This is a genomic window from Streptomyces dysideae (genome assembly GCF_001514305.1).
Lineage (GTDB): Bacteria > Actinomycetota > Actinomycetes > Streptomycetales > Streptomycetaceae > Streptomyces > Streptomyces dysideae.
In genome coordinates, this window is record NZ_KQ949098.1 from 96,742 (window position 1) to 114,291 (window position 17,550).

Here is a 17,550-nt window from a genome sequence, read left to right on the forward strand (position 1 = left end):
TCCTTTCGTCCGGGAGGATGCCGCGAGACAACGTACACGAGCATGCAAGGAAATCGGACATGTTCCGGGAGATAAACGGTTTTACGTCATGTGGCCAAAAAGCGCCGCCTGAGTGTTGATTGGCAGGTCCGCGGGGTGGGGCGCGCCCGGAAAAGAAAACCCTTGACATGCACACCGGCGACTGCCTACCGTAATTCAGCCATCGGCCGTGGCGGCTGTCCCGCCTTGATTGGCTTTCTGTCTCGTCACCTGAACTCGTGATTCCGGTTGGCGATTTCTTTGTTCGCATGAGTTTCGGGGGGATCTCTCGCGTTGTCCGATTCATTATTGGAAGAGCCGGAAGAACCTCTTTGGTACCCGGCCACCCGGATGCAGCAGGGCCTGTGGGTCCTCGATCGTGACGAACTGCAGAGGCCGACCCAACTCGTCCCGTCCGTTGTCGAGTTCACCGGCGACGTGGACCACGGACAGCTGGTCGAGGCCGCCCGGGTGACCATCGCCCGGCACCCTTCGCTGCGGGCCCGCTTCCGTTTCAACCCCAAGCGCCGACGGGTCGAGTACGCCACCCACCAGGAACCCGGCAGAGCCGTACTCCGTGACGCCGAGGCCGAAGGGCTCCGCGAGGCCGAGGTCGACGCGCTCGTGCGGAAGCTCTGCAGCACCCCGTTCGACCTGGCCGTCGACGCGCCCGCCCGGGCCGTCGTGTTCCGGCTCGATGCCCGGCGCACCCTGCTGGTGCTGGTCTCGCACCACATCGTGGTCGACGGCCTGTCGCGCACGATGCTCCTGGAGGAGATCTTCGCCGTCTACCGGGCCGGGCTCGCCGGCACCCGGCCCGAGCTGAGCGATCCGCCGCATCCCGCCTCGGTCGTCGCCGACCGCTCGCCCGAGGAGGTGGCCGCCCAGGTCGCCGAGGTCGTCGAGCGGCTGCGCGGCGCCCCTCTCGACGTGGCCCTGCCCTTCGAGCGCGGTGCCGGTGACGACCTGGAGGCCGCCCGGCTCGGCGCCACCGTCACCACCCGGCTCGACGCGGAGCGCACCGCGAAGGCCCTGTCGGTCGCCTCCGAGGAGGGCTGTACGACGTTCATGCTCGGCGTCGCCCTGCTCGCCGGCACGCTGTCCCGCGGCAGCGGACAGCGGGACTTCCTCATCGCCTTCGCCTGGCCGGGCCGCGACCATCCGGACGCCGGCGACGTCATCGGCATGTTCATCACCACCGTGGTGCTGCGTGTCTCCCTGGAGCCGGACACCAGCTGGCGGGAACTTCTGCGCAACGCCCGGATCGCGAGCATGGAGGCGTTCATGGACGCCGACGTGCCGCTGGACGCGCTCGCCGCCGAGCTCAACCCCGACCGGACCAGGCTCTGGCCGCCCCTCACCCCGGTCCTGCTCAACCTCGACGACGCACCGCACACCCCGGCCCTCGCCCCGGGCGTCACCGGCCGGCTGCGCCCGCTCGACCCCCTCTACGTCAAGTACGACCTCGCGGCGTTCGTCAGAGTCGCCGACGCCGCGGAGGGCCGGCAACTGGAGCTGTCCCTGGACTATCCGACGGACGCCACCGACCACTCCGCCGTGTCCGCCTTCCTGACGGATCTGCGGCACAGCGCCGCGGACCTTGCCACTTCACCGGAGGAACCCGTGCTGGAACAGCCCGTCGAGACGATCAACCTGGACGACCCCGAGGAGCGGCTCTCCCTCGTGCGGTCCATCTGGTGCGAGGTCCTCGGCATCGACGCCGGCGATGCCGCCGATGCCATCGACGACGACGTCAGCTTCTTCGAGGCCGGCGGCGACTCGCTGCTCCTCGTGGTCCTGGTGGAGCGCCTCAGCCAGGCCTCTGGGCGGACCCTGCGCACCATGGACCTGTTCCGCTCCGCCACCGTCAGCGGCCAGGCCGATCTCCTCGCGAAGCCCGCCGAGGCGGTCTGATGGCGCCGACTCGCGAAGCGCTGGCCGTCTCCGTCCTCGGCGACGGGGTGGACCCGGTGAGCTTCGCCACGGAGACGTTCCTCTCCCTCGGCGGTGACTCGCTGCGGGCCATGCGCCTGGCCGCCCAGGCCCAGGAGCAGCTCGGCCTGCGCATCCCCGTGAGCGAGCTGCTCGGCGGCCGGCCGCTCGCCGAGGTGCTCGCCGGGGCGTGGGCCGAACGGACCGTCGAGGCGACCGTGGGGGCCGGCTCCCGCGACGACATCGCCCTGACGCCCGTCCAGCGCGGCATGTGGCTCATCGAGCGGGTCGTCGGCGGATCGCCGTACAACCTCGTCTTCACCTGTCACGCCGAGGACGGCGGCCGGATCGACCGCGGCGCCCTCGCCAAGGCGCTCGCCGAGACCGCGGCCCGCCACGAAGGGCTGCGCACCGTCTTCCGGGAGAGCTCGCGCGAGGGCGAGGACGATGTCGTACCGGACGTACTGGCGGCCCACACACCGCAGTTGACGGAGATCGTGCACGAGGGGCCCGTCGAGGACTTCACGGCGTTCGTGCGCCGCGAGGGCGCCGAGCAGGGCCGCCGCCCCTTCGACCTGTCGGCCGCGCCCGCCTGGCGCCTGCTGCACTTCTCGCACCCGCAGGGCCGCGACGCCGTCGTCCTGGCCGCGCACCACATGGTGCTCGACGGCTGGGCGGTCGGGCTGCTGCTGCGCGAGCTGTTCGCCCGGTACGCCGCGCTCACCGGTACCGGCCCCGAACCGCTCACCGAACCCCCGGTCCCGCTACGTGCCCTGAGCGACCGTCAGGAAGCACAGCACGCAGGAGGCGTGTGGGATACCCAGGCCGAGTTCTGGAAGAGCCACCTCGCCGGTGCGTCCACGACCCTGGAACTCCCCGCCGACCGGCAGCGCCCCGCCCTGCAGGACGCCTCGGGCGAGCGCACCGGCCTCGACCTCGGGCCCGCCGTGTCCGCCGCCGTCACCGAGCGGGCCCGCACGCTCGGCGTCACGCCGTACGCCTTTCTGCTCGGCGCGTTCGGTCTGGCCCTCGGCCGCCGTACCGGGGCCCGCAGCCTGCTCGTCGGTGTGCCGCTGCTCGGGCGGCAGAGCAGCGACCTGGAGCGGCTGATCGCCGTCGCCGGCAACCTCGTACCGGTCCGCGTCGACCTCGACGACGAGGCGAGCCCCGCCGACTACCTGCGCTCCGTGCACGCCTCGCTCGCGCACAGCATCGACGCGGGCGACCTGCCCTTCGAGGAACTGGTCTCCCGGCTCGGCGCCGAACGCAGCCTCGGCTGTCACCCGCTGGTCCAGGTCTGCTTCGGCATGCACGACCAGCTGGTGCCGCAGCACATCGACGCGGGCACCGCACGGCTGCGGGTCGAGGAAGGGCACGGCGGCGGCTCGCAGTTCGACCTGACCATGCTCATCGGGCACTCCGACCCGGCCTACGCGGGCCACGTCGAGTACGCCACCGCCGTGTGGACCGAGACCGAGGCCCGCTCCTTCGTCGCCGACTTCCTGGCCGGCGTCGCAGAACTGGCCACCGGTGCGGCGGAGCGCCTGGCGGACGTGCGCTGCATATCCGCCGACGGCCACGCCCGGCTCGCCGAACTCAACGACACCCGCCGGGAGTTCCCCGACACCTCCCTCGACGCGCTGTTCCGCGCGGCCTCCGCCCGCACCCCGGACGCCATCGCCGTACGCGACGAGTCCGCGCAGCTGACGTACGCCCAACTGGCCGACGCCGCCCGTGAACAGGCGCGGCTGTTGCGCGCGGCCGGGGTCCGCCCCGGGGACCGGGTGCTGGTCGGTGTCGAACGCTCGGTCGCCGAGGCCGTCGCCGTTCTGGGCGTGCTGGAGGCGGGCGCCGCGTACGTCGGCGTCGAGCAGAGCGCCACGGACGCCCAGCTGGCGAGGATCGTGGCCCGCGCCGAGCCGTCGGCCGCGCTCGTCGGACCGGCCGACGGCGAGGCCGCCGTCCGCTTCCGCGCCCTCGGCGCCGCACCGGTCGCGGTGTGGGAGCCCACCTGGCAGCCCGCCCCGGCCGCCGACGGCCACGACCTCGCACCTGAGGACCCCGCCCGGCTCGCCTACGTCGCCTTCACCTCCGGCTCCACCGGCGAGCCCAAGGGCGTAGCCGTACCGCACCGCGCCGTGATCCGGCTCGTCCACGAGGCGGGGTTCGTACGCCTCGGACCGGGCGAGCGGATGCTGCGCCTGTCCCCGCTGGCGTTCGACGCCTCGACCCTTGAGGTGTGGGGCGCCCTGCTCACCGGGACGACCCTGGAGGTGCACCCGGCGGGCCTCGCCTCGCCCACCGAACTCGGCGCGTTCCTGCGCGAGCGCGAGATCACCGTGGCGTGGCTCACCGCGGGCCTGTTCCGGCTCGTGGAGGAGTTCGCGCCCGACTCCCTCGGTGGCCTGAAACAGCTGCTGACCGGCGGCGACGTGGTGCCGCACGAGCACACCGCCCGCGTGCTGGCCCGCCATCCCGGCCTCGTCGTCACCAACGGCTACGGCCCCACCGAGAACACCACCTTCACCACCACCCACTCGGTCTCCTCGCCCGACGAGGCCGACGGCCCGTTGCCCATCGGCCGGCCCGTGCCCGGCACCCGGGTGTACGTCCTCGACACGCACCGCAGACTGCTGCCGCCCGGCGCGGTCGGCGAGCTGTACGCGGCCGGAGCAGGCCTCGCCGACGGGTACCTCGGGGACCCGGACGAGACGGCACGCTCCTTCGGGGAGTTCTCGCCCGACGTGCCCGAGCGGCTCTACCGCACCGGCGACGTCGTGCGCATCGACTCCCGTGGCCGGCTGACCTTCCTCGGCCGCGCCGACGACCAGGTCAAACTCCGCGGCTACCGGGTCGAACTCAGCGCCATCGGCGACGTACTGACCGGCCACCCCGCCGTCCAGGACGCCGTCGTCCAGGTCACCGAGGGGGACAGCGCCGACAAGCGGCTGGTCGCCGCGGTGGTGCCGGCGCCGGGCGCCGCCCTCGCCGCCACCGAACTGCGCGCCCTGCTCCAGCAGAAGCTGCCCGCCTACATGGTCCCCACCCTGTGGACGATCGTCGACCGCATCCCCGTCACCGCCAACGGCAAGGTCGACCGCCGCGCCATCGCGGCCGGCGCCGTCCCCGCCGGGCAGGCCGAGCGGGCCGCGGCCGACCGCGGCGCGACCGCCACCGCGTACATCGTCGAGCTGTTCGCCGAGCTCACCGAGGCAGCCGAGACGGGGACGATCGACACAGACACCGACTTCTTCATGGTGGGCGGCAACTCCCTCGGGGCGGTGCGCCTCGTCCGCAAGGTGAAGGAGAAGCTCGGCGTGACCGTGCGGCTGCGCGACTTCCTGCTCTCCCCGACCCCGGCGGGCCTCAGGGCACTCGTCGAGAAGGAGGCCGGCGGCGCGTGAACGGTACGCCCCCGCTCGCGTGGGACGAGGGCCTCGAATGCTGGGTGGTCGCCGATCCGCGACTTGCCCGGCAGGTCCTCAACCACCCCGGCTTCACATCCGGGACGTTCGAGCGCTCCTTCCAGCTGTACATGACCGACGCCGCCCGCGAGGAGTACCGCGAGCTCACCGAGTTCCTGCGGCTGTGGTTCGTCCAGACCGACTCTCCCGAGCACACCGCGCTGCGCCGCCCGGTGCAGCGGGTGATGTCTGCGTCGTACGTACGTTCCCTCACGCCGCACGTCGAGGAGATCACCGACGCGTGCCTCGACGCGCTGGCCGCGGCCGTGCCGCACGACGTCGTGCCGGCCGTCGCCGACGGCATCTCCGGCACGGTGATGGCGCACGTCGTCGGCGTCGCCGAACCGCCCGAGGTACTGCACCGCTGGGCACGCACCCTGTCGCTGTTCATCGGTGCGATGTACCGCCGGGACTACGCCCGCGAGGCCCATCACACGATGGTGGAGATGACCGAGGCCCTGTCTCGGGCCACCGCCCCGAAGGCCTTTCCGCAGGAGACCCCCGAGGACCGGGCGCGCACCACGGCGACCTGGGCGATGAACCTCTTCGGTGGCCTGGAGACCACGTCGTCGCTGCTCGCCTCGACCGTCCTGGACGTCCTGGGCGAGCCGACGGTGTGGGACGCCGTGCGCGAGCAGCGCCCCGGCGCCGCGGAGGCGTTCGTGGAGCGGGTGCTGCAACGCCGCCCGCCCCTGCGGCACCTGGGCCGCGTCGTCGCCCACGACCAGGAACTCGCCGGGAAGCGCATGAAGCGGGGCGACCTCGTCCTTGTCAGCCTCACGGGCGAAGGCCTGCTTGCCGACGATGGCACACCGGCTGGGGGCTCCCCCGTCACCGACGGCACCACACCGGCCGCGGGCTGCCCCGTCACCGGCGCGGGGGTGGGGGCGGGCGCGGCCGGGGGCGGCTCGGGCGAGCAGCATCTGGTCTTCGGGTTCGGGCCGCACTACTGCGTCGGCGCGCCGCTCGCCCGGCTGGAGGCGGCAGTGCTGCTGCGCCGGTTCGCCGCGCGCTTCCCGGACGCCCGGCTCGCGGGCGAGGCCGCGGTGTGGGGTCCCAACCTCTCGTACGTGGGCCTCGATCATCTCTACGTCGATCTGGGGGTGTGACCGTGCCGAGCGCGGCAGAGCGCGGGGACGGCGCGGTGGCCGTCGTGGGCATGGCCTGCCGGCTGCCCGGAGCCGACGACGTGGACCAGTACTGGGCGACGTTGACCGCCGGTGCCGACGGCATCAGCCGTTTCGACCCCGAACAGCTGATCGCCCGGGGCGTCGACCCCTCGTACGTCCGCCGGGAGAACTTCGTCCCCGCCATGGGCGTCATCGCCGGATCCCGCCGGTTCGACCACGCGTACTTCTCCTACAGCCGGGCCGAGGCCGCGGCGACGGACCCGCAGCAGCGGGTGTTCCTGGAGTGCGCGGTCACCGCGTTCGACGACGCGGGGCTCGACCCGACCCGCTTCCGGGGCCCGATCGGGGTGTACGCGGGTGCCGACCGGGTGGGCGAACACACCGACCCCGACCTGGGTGAACTCGCCCGCTACATCGGGCGGGAGAAGGACTTCCTCGCCACCCGCGCTGCCTACAAGCTGGGGCTGCGCGGCCCCGCGATCACCGTCCAGACCGCCTGCTCCACCTCGCTGACCGCGACCCATCTCGCCGTACGCGCCCTCGTGGGCGGCGAGTGCGACGCGGCGCTCGCCGGGGGCGTCACCGTGATGCCCGACGGGGAATGGGGCTATCTGTACGAGCCGGGCGGCATCCTCTCGCCCGACGGCCGCTGCCGGCCCTTCGACGAGGACGCGGCGGGCACCGTGCCCAGCGAGGGCGTCGCCGTGGTGGTGCTCAAGCGGCTCGCGGACGCGCTGCGCGACGGCGACCGGATCGCCGCCGTGATCACCGGCACCGCCGTCAACAACGATGGCTCGGACAAGATGGCGTACACCGCGCCTTCCCCGACCGGGCAGAGCGCGGTGATCCGCGCCGCGCAGACGGTCGCGGGCGTGGACCCGGCGGACGTCGGCTACGTCGAGGCGCACGGCACCGCGACCCGGCTGGGCGACCCGGTGGAGGTGCAGGCCCTCGCCGACGTCTTCGGCAGCACCGCGGCGGGTCGCGAGCGGTGCGCGCTCGGCGCCGTGAAGGGGAACATCGGGCACACCGGGGTCGCCTCCGGAGTCGCCGGGCTGATCAAGACCGCGCTGATGCTGGAACACGGCCGGCTCGTGCCCACCGCGCACTACACCAGGCCCAACCCCCTTCTGGAGCTGGACGGTTCGCCGTTCCGGATCGTCGAGCGGTGCGAGCCGTGGGAGCCCCGCCGGGGCGACGGAGCCCGGATCGCCGCCGTCAGTTCCTTCGGTGTGGGCGGCACCAACGCCCACGTGGTCCTCGCATCCGCGCCCCGCCGCGCCTGGCTCCCGGACCGTGCCGGACCCCGGCCCCTGCTGGTGTCCGCGGCCGCGCCGCACGCTCTCGGCCGGATGGCGAAGGCACTCGCCGACCGGCTCGGCCCGGCGGACCGGGAGGGGGCCACGCCGTCCGTCGCCGAGGTCTCCCGCACCCTCGCCGCGCGGCGCGCGTACAAACACCGGGCGGTCGTCGTGGCGAGGGACGCGGAACAGGCGGCCCGGCTGCTGCGCGGGGTCGCCGAGCGGGAGGGCGCCAGGGACTCCGCCGCCAGGCCGCGCAGGCTCGGCAAGGTCGCGTTCGTCTTCCCCGGCCAGGGCACCCTGCGGCACGCGGCGGGTGCCGCGGCCCATCGCGCGCTCCCCGGATTCCGGACGGCGTTCGACGCGATACGCAAGCATGTGCACGACGGTCACGGCATCGACCTGACGCCCGTCGTCGCGGAGGGATCCGCCGGGCGGGACGGCACGCCGGAGGACTGGTTCGCCGACACCGTGCACCAGCAGCTCGCCCTGTTCGCCCTCGGACAGGCCTTCGGCAGCCAGCTCCGGGAGTGGGGCGTACGGCCCGCCGCACTGCTCGGCAACAGCGTCGGCGAGTACGCGGCCGCCGCCCTCGCCGGGGTCTGGTCGCCCCAGGACGCCGCCGACCTGGTGTATCGCCGGGCCCGCGCCATGTGGGACACCGAACCCGGCCGCATGGTGAGCGTCATCGCCGACGTCCGCGAGGTCGCCGCCCGGCTCCCCGCAGACGGCGAGGTCACCGTCGCCGTCGAGGGTGCGGGCTCCGTCGTCCTGTCCGGCCCCGAGCATGCCGTCGCGGACCTGCTGGCGGGGGACGCACTCGCGGACCTTTCGATCACGCCGGTGCACACCCGGCGGGCCTTCCACTCGAAGGCCATGGAACCGGCAGCCGAGGCGGTGCGGGCGTCCCTGTCGTCGGTGCCCGCCCGCCCGCCCCGGCTGCCGCTGGTCTCCAACGCCACCGGCGACTGGGCCGACCCGGCCCAGGTGGCCCGACCCGGCTACTGGGCCACCCAGGTGCGCAGCCCCGTGCTCCTCGCCCACGCCATGGAAACCCTGCTCGCCTCGGGCTGCACGACGTACGTCGAACTGGGCCCGGGCAGCTCGATGCTCGGCGGACTGCGCCGCAGCTCCGGCTGGGACGCCGCCGCCTTCACGGCCGTACGACTGACCGGCCGGCCCGGGGAAGACGCCGACGCCGCACTGCTGTCGGCGCTCGGCACGCTGTGGGAACTGGGCGCCGACCGCGCGATCGACGACGTACGGGAGTCCGCCGGCCCCGGGGCGGTGCGCTGCTCGCTGCCCGGCTACCGGTTCCAGGGCGAGAACCCACGCGACGACCGCCGACGCTCGCGTGCTCCCGCGCCCGAGTCGGCGGCCGCATCCGGGTCGGTGGCCGCGCCCAGGCCGGCGGGGGCACCGAGGCTGGCGGGGGCACCCAGGCCGGCTGCCGCATCCGAGCCGGCGGCCGCGCCCGAGCCGGCGGGGGCACCGAAGCCGGCGGGAGCACCCAGTCCAGTTGCCGTACCAGGGCCGGCGGCCGCGCCCAGACCGGCGACCGCACTCAAGCCCGCAGCCGCACCCCGGGCCGTGCTCGAAGAGCTGTGGTGCCGCAGCCTCGGTGTCACCGTCGCGCGCGACGACGACGACTTCTTCGCCCTGGGCGGCGAGTCCCTCATGGCCGTCACCCTGATGTCCGCGATCAGGGAACGCACCGGGTGCGCGCTGTCCGTCACCGACTTCTCCCGGCACCCCGCCTTCGGCGACCTGGTGGCGGCCGTCACGAGCCGGCTGCCGGCCTCCGCACCGGCCGGTAGTGCTCCGGCGCCGGTGCCCGGCGTGGCCACCCTCGCCGAGGGACGGCCCGGCCGGCGGCCGCTGTTCCTCGTCAGCGACGCGGTCGGCAACGCGCTGCCCTACCGGGAACTCGCCGACGCACTCGGCGCAGCCGGCGGCAGACCGGTGCTCGCGCTGGAGGACACCGACGACCCCCGGGGCACACCGCGCACGGTCGGTGCCGTCGCCGCGGCCCACCTCGCCGCTCTGCTGCGGGCGCAGCCCGAGGGCCCGTACACGATCGGCGGCTGGTCCTACGGTGCCGTGGTCGCCCATGAACTGGCCCGACTGCTGATCCGGCGCCACGAGCGCGTCGATCTGCTCGTGTGCCTGGACGGATTCGTGCCCGACACCGCCGGTCTGCCCGTCGGCCTCGCCCCGGAGTTCCTCCGCGCGGGCCTGCGCGCCCAGGCCGAGGCGGCACTCGGCGTCGGCCCGCTCGCCCGGCGGCTGCGCGGGAATCCGGCACTGCGGCGGCGGTTCGCGACCCGTCAGGCGGGGCTGTTGCGCTACCGGCCGCGGCCGCTGCCCTGCCCCGCGGTGCTGTTCAAGGCGTCGGACGGACTGGCGCCGAACGGCGCGGACCTGCTGCGCGCCCGCCTGGCCGGCCTGTACGGCGGCGGGCTGCGGGTGGAGCCGGTCCCCGGCGACCACTGGTCGATGCTCGCCGCCCCCCACGCGGGGCCGCTGGCGCACAGGCTCCTGGGCGTGCTCGATGCAGGCGACGCGCCGTTCGGTAAGAAACGGAGTGACCATGGCTGACGCCGTCACACAGGAACCGGCACGGCAGCAGGAGCCCAAACCCCTCCTGCGCAACGCCGACTTCCAGGCGCTGTGGACCAGTGAGGCGTTCGCCGCGCTGGCCAAGGAGACCGCCGAGGTCGCGTACCCGCTGCTGATCCTCGCCACGGGCGGCTCCGCGTTCTACGCCGGTGCCGTCGGCTCCGCGCAGCTGATCACGGCCAGCCTGATGTCGATAGCCGGCGGCACCCTCGCCGACCGGGTCGACCGGCGGCTGCTGCTCATCGCCTGCAACATGGTGCGTGTCGTCCTGCTCGGGCTGCTGGCGCTGCTCGTCTCCACCGGGCACACCCACCCGGCCGTCATCTTCGCCGTCGCCGTCGGCTCGGCCGCCTGTCTCGGCATCTCCAACCCGACCGGCCTCGCCGTCATCAAGCAGCTGGTGCCGCCCTCGCAGCTGACACAGGCCACCGCGCAGAACCAGGTGCGCTACTTCGCGGCCACGATGGGCGGGCCGCCCGCGGGCGGTGCGCTGTTCGCCGTCGGGCGCGCCTTCCCGTTCCTGACCGCGGCCCTCGCCTTCCTGGTCTCGTCCGTGCTGATGCTGTTCATCCGCAAGCCCCTGAAGGTGGAGAACGCGGCGCCCGGCGAGAAGCGCAACGCCGCCGAGGGCTTCCGTTTCCTGGCCCGGCAGCCCGTCCTGCGGCTGCTGATCATCTGGATCATGGGTTCGAACATGGCGTTCACCCACACCGGTGTCTTCCTGGCGCTGATCGCCACCGCCGAGAGCCGGGGCGCCTCGTCCACCTTCACCGGCCTGCTCCTGTCGATCGCCGGCATCGGCGGCGTGGTCGGCTCGCTCCTCGCGAGTCCGATCATCAAGCGGGTGCCGCCGCCGGTGCTGTTCCTCACCGCCGCCTGGATCGGGCCGGTCGCCGCCGTGCTGCTCGCCACTGTCTCCGGCCTCGTCCCGCTCGGCATCATCGTCGCCTGCGTCTTCCTGCGCGGGCCGATCACCAGCGCCCTGTTCCTCGCCTACCTGGCGGCGATGGCGCCGGACAAGACGCAGGGCCGGGTGCTCGGTGCCGTGATGTTCATGTCGATGGTGGCCGCCCCGCTCGGGGTGTTCGGCATCGGCACCCTCTTCGATCTGGCCGGACCCACCTGGGTGTTCACCGCCATGGGCATCGTCTCGGCCCTGGCCGCGCTGCCCACGCTCAGCTCCCGCATCCGCAATCTCGCCCCGCCGGAGGAGTACGCCGTCACCACGGTGGACCCGGCCGCGGACCAGACCTCCCCGACCTCCAAGGAGACGTGATGCCCGCCGACACCACCCGGCCGACCTCTGCCCCCGCGACCGACCAGGCCGAGGCGACGGCCGGTGCCGGTCCGGCGTACGACGCCGGCCCCGCCGCGGCGAAGCCGGCCGCCGCGACGGGAAGCGCCGACCGGCTGCCGCCCGAGTTCTTCACTGATCCCGACCCGGCGCCCGGCGCCACCCACGCCGCCAACGCCCGCCTGCGCGAGACCGGTTGCCCCGTCCACCCCATCAACTACCCGCCCGGCGGCGATGCCTACGTGGTCTCCGAGTACGAGACCGCGCTCAGCGCGTTCGGCGACCCGCGGCTGTCCAAGTCCGTGGACAACGCGCCCGCCTGGTTCCGCGACCTCCTCAAGGACAGCAGCCCGGTCCTCATCCGCAACATGATCACCGCGGACGCGCCCGAGCACACCCGGCTGCGCCGCCTGGTCAGCCGCGCCTTCGTGCCGCGCCGGATGGCCCTGCTGCGGCCCCGCATCCAGGAGATCACCGACGAACTCATCGACGCGCTGCCCGAGTCGGGCGAGGTCGACCTGATGGAGTTCGCCTTCACCCTGCCGATGCGGGTCATCTGCGAGTTCCTCGGCGTCCCCATCGAGGACCGCCCCGACCTGCACGCCTGGGGCCACTGGCTGAGCGGTGCCCCCTTCGCGGACGAGGAGTCCAACCGCCGGCTGAAGGAGGCCAGCGACAGCATCGAGCAGTACCTCGTCGGGCTGCTCGACCGGCGTCGCGCCGAAGGGCTCGGCGACGACCTGGTCTCCATCCTGCTGCGGGCCGCCGACGAGGAGGGCGTCTTCACGAACGACGAGCTCGTCTCGACCCTCGTCCTGCTGATCATCGCCGGCCACAAGACCACCGCGAACCTCATCGGCAACGGCATGCAGGCCCTGTTCAGCCACCCGGACCAGCTGGAACTCCTGTGCTCCAAACCGGAGTTGGTGGAGTCGGCGGTCGAGGAGTTCCTGCGCTTCGAGCCGCCGGTCTACCGCGGCACCCTGCGCGTGGCCACCGAGGAGATGGAACTGGGCGGCTGCCCCATACCCCGCGAGGGCTTCGTCCACATCCTCATGGACTCGGCCAATCGCGACCCCGAGATCTTCGAGAACCCCGACCGCCTCGACATCACCCGCGCCAACAACCGCCACTTCGCCTTCGGCCACGGCGCGCACTTCTGCGTCGGCGCCCCGCTGTCCCGCGTCGAGGGGGCGGTCGCCTTCCCGGCGCTGCTGCGCCGCCTGCGCGGCCTCGAACGAGCCGTTCCCCACGAGGAGTTGGAGTGGGTCTTCGACAACTCCACCAGCCGGGGCCTGAAGAAGCTGCCGGTGCGGTACACGGCCCGGCTCGCCGCCGACCCCGAAGGGGCCAACTGAGATGACGACCACCACACTGGTCTGCCTGCCCTTCGCGGGTGCGGGCGCCTCCTTCTTCCGCCCCTGGCAGCGGGTCGCGGGCGAGCGTCTGACGATCCTGCCGCTCCAACTCCCCGGCCGTGAGCGCCGTATCGACGAGGACCCGTACACCGACGCCCGTACGGCGACCGACGGTCTGCTCGACGACCTGCGCGGCGCGCTCGCCGCCGACCCCGCCCTGCCGCGCGGGATCGCCCTCTTCGGCCACAGTCTGGGTGCCGTCCTCGCCTACGAGCTGGCGCACCGCCTCGCCGCGGAGCCGGGCGACACAGAACTCGTACGTCTCTTCGTCAGCGGCTCCCCGCACCCCGCCGAACAGCGGACCCGCCGCGCCACGGGCCTGCCCGACGACGCGTTCCTCGCTCAGGTCAACGAGTTCGCCGGGTACACACACGAGGCGCTCGACGACCCCGAGATGCGCGAGCTGATCCTGCCGACGCTCCGCGCCGACGTGGAGATGCACGAGAGCTACGAGCCCTCCACCGGCCTGGCGCTGCCCGCGCCGCTCACCGTGCTGCGCGGCGACCACGACGCACTCGTGTCCCGCGACGAGGCGGCGGCCTGGGCGAAGGTCGCGGGCGCCGGCTTCCGGTCCGTCGAACTGCCCGGCGGCCACATGTATCTGACCGAGTCCGCGGCGGAGCTGCTCGACGTCGTCGCCGCCGACGTCAGGTGACGGACACACCGAGCCGCAGGGGGAGCGAGTCATGCGCTTGACGGGGAAGACCGTCGTCGTCACCGGGGCGTCCCGGGGCCTCGGCCGTGCCACGGCGGTGGCGTGCGCGGCCGAGGGCGCCGACCTGGCGCTGCTCGACCTCTGCGCCGACCTGCCCGGGGTGCCGTATCCGCTGGGCACCGCCGGCCAGCTGGAGCACACCGCGGCGCTGTGTCGCAAGGCCGGTTCCGCGGTGCTCACGGTCCGCTGCGACGTACGCGACCTGCGCTCCGTGGAGGAGGCCGTGGCCCTGGCGGAGGACCGCTTCGGCCCGCTCGACGGTGTGGTCAACAACGCGGGGATCGCGGCACCCTCGGGCCGGCCCGCGCACGAGATCGGCGAGGAGGAGTGGGCGCTGATGATCGACGTCGACCTCTCCGGGGCGTGGCGGATGATCCGTACCGTCGGCAAGGCGATGAGCGCCCGCCGCTCGGGCAGCATCGTCAACATCGCCTCCACCGCGGGCCTGGTCGGCTACCGGCACTTCGCCGGGTACGTCGCCGCCAAGCACGGCCTGATCGGGCTCACCAAGGCGGCGGCGCTCGACTACGCGCCCAGGAAGGTGCGGGTCAACGCCGTGTGCCCCGGCTCGGTCCGCGACGCCCCGGCCGCCGAGGGCCGGATGCTCGCCGAGATCGCGCGGGCCCTGGACGTGCCGGTGAGCGAGCACGAGGAGACGTTCGTCACGGCGCAACCGATGAACGCGCTGATCGAGCCGGAGGACGTGGCGGCGGCCGTGGTCTACCTGCTGTCGGACGACGCCCGGCAGGTGACGGGGACGACCCTGACGGTGGACGGCGGCTTCACGGCCCGCTGAGCGGCGTAGTGGAAACAGGACGTAACAGATCAGGGGGATATTCGTGCCGGGTGCACAGTGCCATGCGGTCCGCGTCTCGGCGACCGGGGTCGGCGTACGACGATTGGAGAACCGGCTGGCCGTCGCGGGCCCGTGGCGGCTGTGGCCGGACGACGTCCCGGCCACACCGGCCGAGCCGCTCGCCGTACGCCGCCGCGAGGCCGAACTGCGCCGCCCGGTGACCCGGGACGTACGGTGCGTCCTGCTGCGTTACGCCGACGGCACGGCGGACCTGGTCGTCGTGGCCCACCGGGACCGTCTGGACGGCCCCGGCCTGCGCCACCTGACGGAGGTCCTGACGGGGGAGCGCCCGCCGTCCCCCTGCCCGCCCCCCGACGTACCCCGCGCCGAGACGCCGCCCATGGCCCCCGCCCCGGACTGGGGCCACGGCGAACCGACCGCCACGACCCACGGCTCGCACCACCTCGACCTGCCCGTCCCCTACGTCACCACCCCCGCGTCCCTCCGCCTCCCCGCCCTGGCCCTCACCCTCACCCGCTACGACGGCCACGGCTCGACGGGCACGGCCACGGTCGGAACCGACCGGACGGGGGCACTGGAGTACGCGGTACCCGCGTCGATCACCCTGCGCGATCTGGCCACGGCGGAGCCGACGCGGGTGACACGGGGCGTGGTGGCGGGCATCCTCGACGAGCCGGAGGCCACGCCGCCGCTGCCGGTCGGCACCGGTGCCGGACCGTGTGAACGGCTCCCGTGCCTCGCCCCGCCCTTCCCTCTCACCTTCGTCTTCTCGCCGCTCCCCGACGGCGGCACCCGCCTCTCCTGCTTCTTCCGGGCCGGCCACGTCTCGGCGGCGGTCGCCGAGGGGTTCACCCGGCATCTCGGCGCGGTGTACCGGCAGTCGGCGCTCGCGGCGGGGACAGCCGTCGCGGACGTGGAGCTGCTCGACTCCGACGAGCAGGACCGCGTGGCCCGGCTCGGGCGGCCCGGCGCGGCCCTCGCGTCCGAACCGGACACCCTGCCGCGGGCGTTCGCGCGGGTGGCGGCGGCCACGCCCGACGCGGTGGCCGTCCGCGACGGCGAGGAAGAGCTCACCTACCGGGAGCTGGACGAGCGATCCGCCCGTGTCGCCGCCGGGCTGCGGGCCCGCGGAGTGCGCCGCGGCGATCGCGTGGGCGTCTGTCTGGAGCGGACCGCGGAACTCGTCGTCACCCTGCTCGGCGTGGTCAGAGCGGGAGCCGCGTACGTCCCGACCGATCCCGCCTACCCCGTCGACCGCCTGGCCCACACCGTGTCGGACGCCGGGCTGAACGTCGTCGTGACCCGCCTCGCCGAGTTCCCGCGCGACGGCGGGGTCACGCTGCTGCGCCCGGACGAACTCGCCGACGCGGACGGGCTTTGGGACGTGCCCGGCGCGGCTCCCGACGACCCGGCGTACCTCATCTACACCTCCGGTTCCACGGGCCGCCCCAAAGGCGTGATCGTGCCGCACCGCAACGTCGTCGCCCTGATCGACGCCACCCGGGACGAGTACCGGCTCGGCCCCGACGACACCTGGACGCTCTTCCACTCGGCCGCCTTCGACTTCTCGGTGTGGGAGATCTGGGGCTGCCTGCTGACCGGCGGACGGCTCGTCGTCGTGCCGTACTTCGTCACCCGCGACCCGGAGGACTTCCGCGACCTGCTCCTCGCCCGGCAGGTCACCGTGCTCAGCCAGACCCCGTCCGCGTTCTCCCAGCTCCTCCAGGTCGACCACGCACGGCTGCCGGTCCGGCTCGTGGTGTTCGGCGGCGAACCGCTGGACAGCCGCATGCTGCTGCCCTGGTTCGACCGGCACCCCGAGCACACCTGCCGCATGGTCAACATGTTCGGCATCACCGAGACGACCGTGCATGTCACCGCCCAGACCGTGACGCGCGAACTCGCCCTCGCCGGCTCCCGTTCCGTGGGCCCCGCCCTGCCGGGCTGGCACCTGTACGTCACCGACGAGCGCGGCCGTCTCGTGCCCCCGGGCGTCACCGGCGAGATCCGCGTCGGCGGCGCGGGCGTCGCCGCCGGGTACCTCGACCGGCCCGACCTGACGGCGCAGCGCTTCGTGCCCGACCCGTACGCCCAGGATCCCTCGGCCCGGGTGTACCGCAGCGGCGATCTGGGCCGACTGCGCCCCGACGGGCGGCTGGAGCACCTCGGCCGGATCGACAGCCAGGTCAAGATCCGCGGCTTCCGCATCGAACTCGACGAGATCCGCGCCGTACTCCTGGAGGACCCGGCCGTCGCCGCGGCGGCCGTAGTGGTGCGCCGCGACGACCCGGCCGACCCGGCCACGGCCCGGCTCGACGCCTATGTCGTACCGGCCGACGGCACCGCCGCCGACCCGCAGGGCATTCGCAAGCGCGCCGCCGGCATCCTGCCCGAGCACATGGTCCCGGCCACGGTCACGCCCCTCGACGTCCTCCCGCTGACGACCAACGGCAAGCTCGACCCGGCCCGGCTGCCCGTCCCGGTCCGCTCGACGGCGTCCGCACGGCCCGCACCAGGACCCGGCGGCGAGGGTGACATCGGTCTCGCCGAAGCCCTCCGGGAGATCTGGGAAGCCGTCCTCGGCACCCCCGTCGGTCTCGACGACGACTTCTTTGAACTCGGCGGAAACTCCCTGTTCGCCGTCCGTGTCAGTGCCGCCCTGCGCGCCCGCGGCCTGCCGTCCCTGCCACTGCGCGACCTCTACCGGACCCCGACGATCCGGGCCCTCACCACATAGCGCGGAACGACGGTCCAGCCGCCCCAAACCGCCCCGCACTCCAATCGCGTTAACATGACGAGAAATCGTCCGGTACCCCGCGCGGACTGGAACGGGAAGGCCGCC

9 protein-coding genes are annotated in these 17,550 nt (G+C 73.6%); all 9 read left to right on the forward strand.

Features of this window, described 5'->3' with window-relative positions:
* Positions 1–327: 327 nt before the first annotated feature.
* Genes AQJ91_RS31255 through AQJ91_RS31295 form a run of 9 tightly spaced genes read left to right on the forward strand, consistent with a single transcriptional unit; the run spans position 328 to position 17,445 of the window.
* The gene (locus tag AQJ91_RS31255; protein ID WP_267891252.1) at positions 328–1,932 is read left to right on the forward strand and encodes a condensation domain-containing protein; all 1,605 of its coding nucleotides are present in this window, start codon (positions 328–330) and stop codon (positions 1,930–1,932) included.
* Complete coding sequence (locus AQJ91_RS31260; RefSeq protein ID WP_067028195.1) at positions 1,932–5,354, forward strand: non-ribosomal peptide synthetase; 3,423 nt, start codon at positions 1,932–1,934, stop codon at positions 5,352–5,354. The genes AQJ91_RS31255 and AQJ91_RS31260 overlap by 1 nt, the downstream gene beginning before the upstream one ends.
* Positions 5,351–6,523 (forward strand): cytochrome P450 family protein, encoded by a 1,173-nt coding sequence (locus AQJ91_RS31265; RefSeq protein WP_067028197.1) that lies wholly within the window; start codon positions 5,351–5,353, stop codon positions 6,521–6,523. The genes AQJ91_RS31260 and AQJ91_RS31265 overlap by 4 nt, the downstream gene beginning before the upstream one ends.
* A 2-nt stretch (positions 6,524–6,525) precedes the next feature.
* Complete coding sequence (locus tag AQJ91_RS31270) at positions 6,526–10,443, forward strand: type I polyketide synthase (RefSeq protein ID WP_234383106.1); 3,918 nt, start codon at positions 6,526–6,528, stop codon at positions 10,441–10,443.
* The gene (locus AQJ91_RS31275) at positions 10,436–11,740 is read left to right on the forward strand and encodes an MFS transporter (RefSeq protein WP_067028199.1); all 1,305 of its coding nucleotides are present in this window, start codon (positions 10,436–10,438) and stop codon (positions 11,738–11,740) included. Before AQJ91_RS31270 ends, AQJ91_RS31275 begins: the two co-directional genes overlap by 8 nt.
* Positions 11,740–13,116, forward strand: a complete 1,377-nt coding sequence (locus tag AQJ91_RS31280) for a cytochrome P450 family protein (RefSeq protein ID WP_079085339.1) — start codon at positions 11,740–11,742, stop codon at positions 13,114–13,116. The genes AQJ91_RS31275 and AQJ91_RS31280 overlap by 1 nt, the downstream gene beginning before the upstream one ends.
* Position 13,117: 1 nt before the next feature.
* Complete coding sequence (locus AQJ91_RS31285) at positions 13,118–13,831, forward strand: thioesterase II family protein (protein ID WP_067028201.1); 714 nt, start codon at positions 13,118–13,120, stop codon at positions 13,829–13,831.
* A 31-nt stretch (positions 13,832–13,862) separates the two neighbouring features.
* Positions 13,863–14,687 (forward strand): SDR family oxidoreductase, encoded by an 825-nt coding sequence (locus tag AQJ91_RS31290; protein WP_067028203.1) that lies wholly within the window; start codon positions 13,863–13,865, stop codon positions 14,685–14,687.
* Between the two features lie 43 nt (positions 14,688–14,730).
* The gene (locus AQJ91_RS31295) at positions 14,731–17,445 is read left to right on the forward strand and encodes an amino acid adenylation domain-containing protein (RefSeq protein WP_079085340.1); all 2,715 of its coding nucleotides are present in this window, start codon (positions 14,731–14,733) and stop codon (positions 17,443–17,445) included.
* Positions 17,446–17,550: the final 105 nt, after the last annotated feature.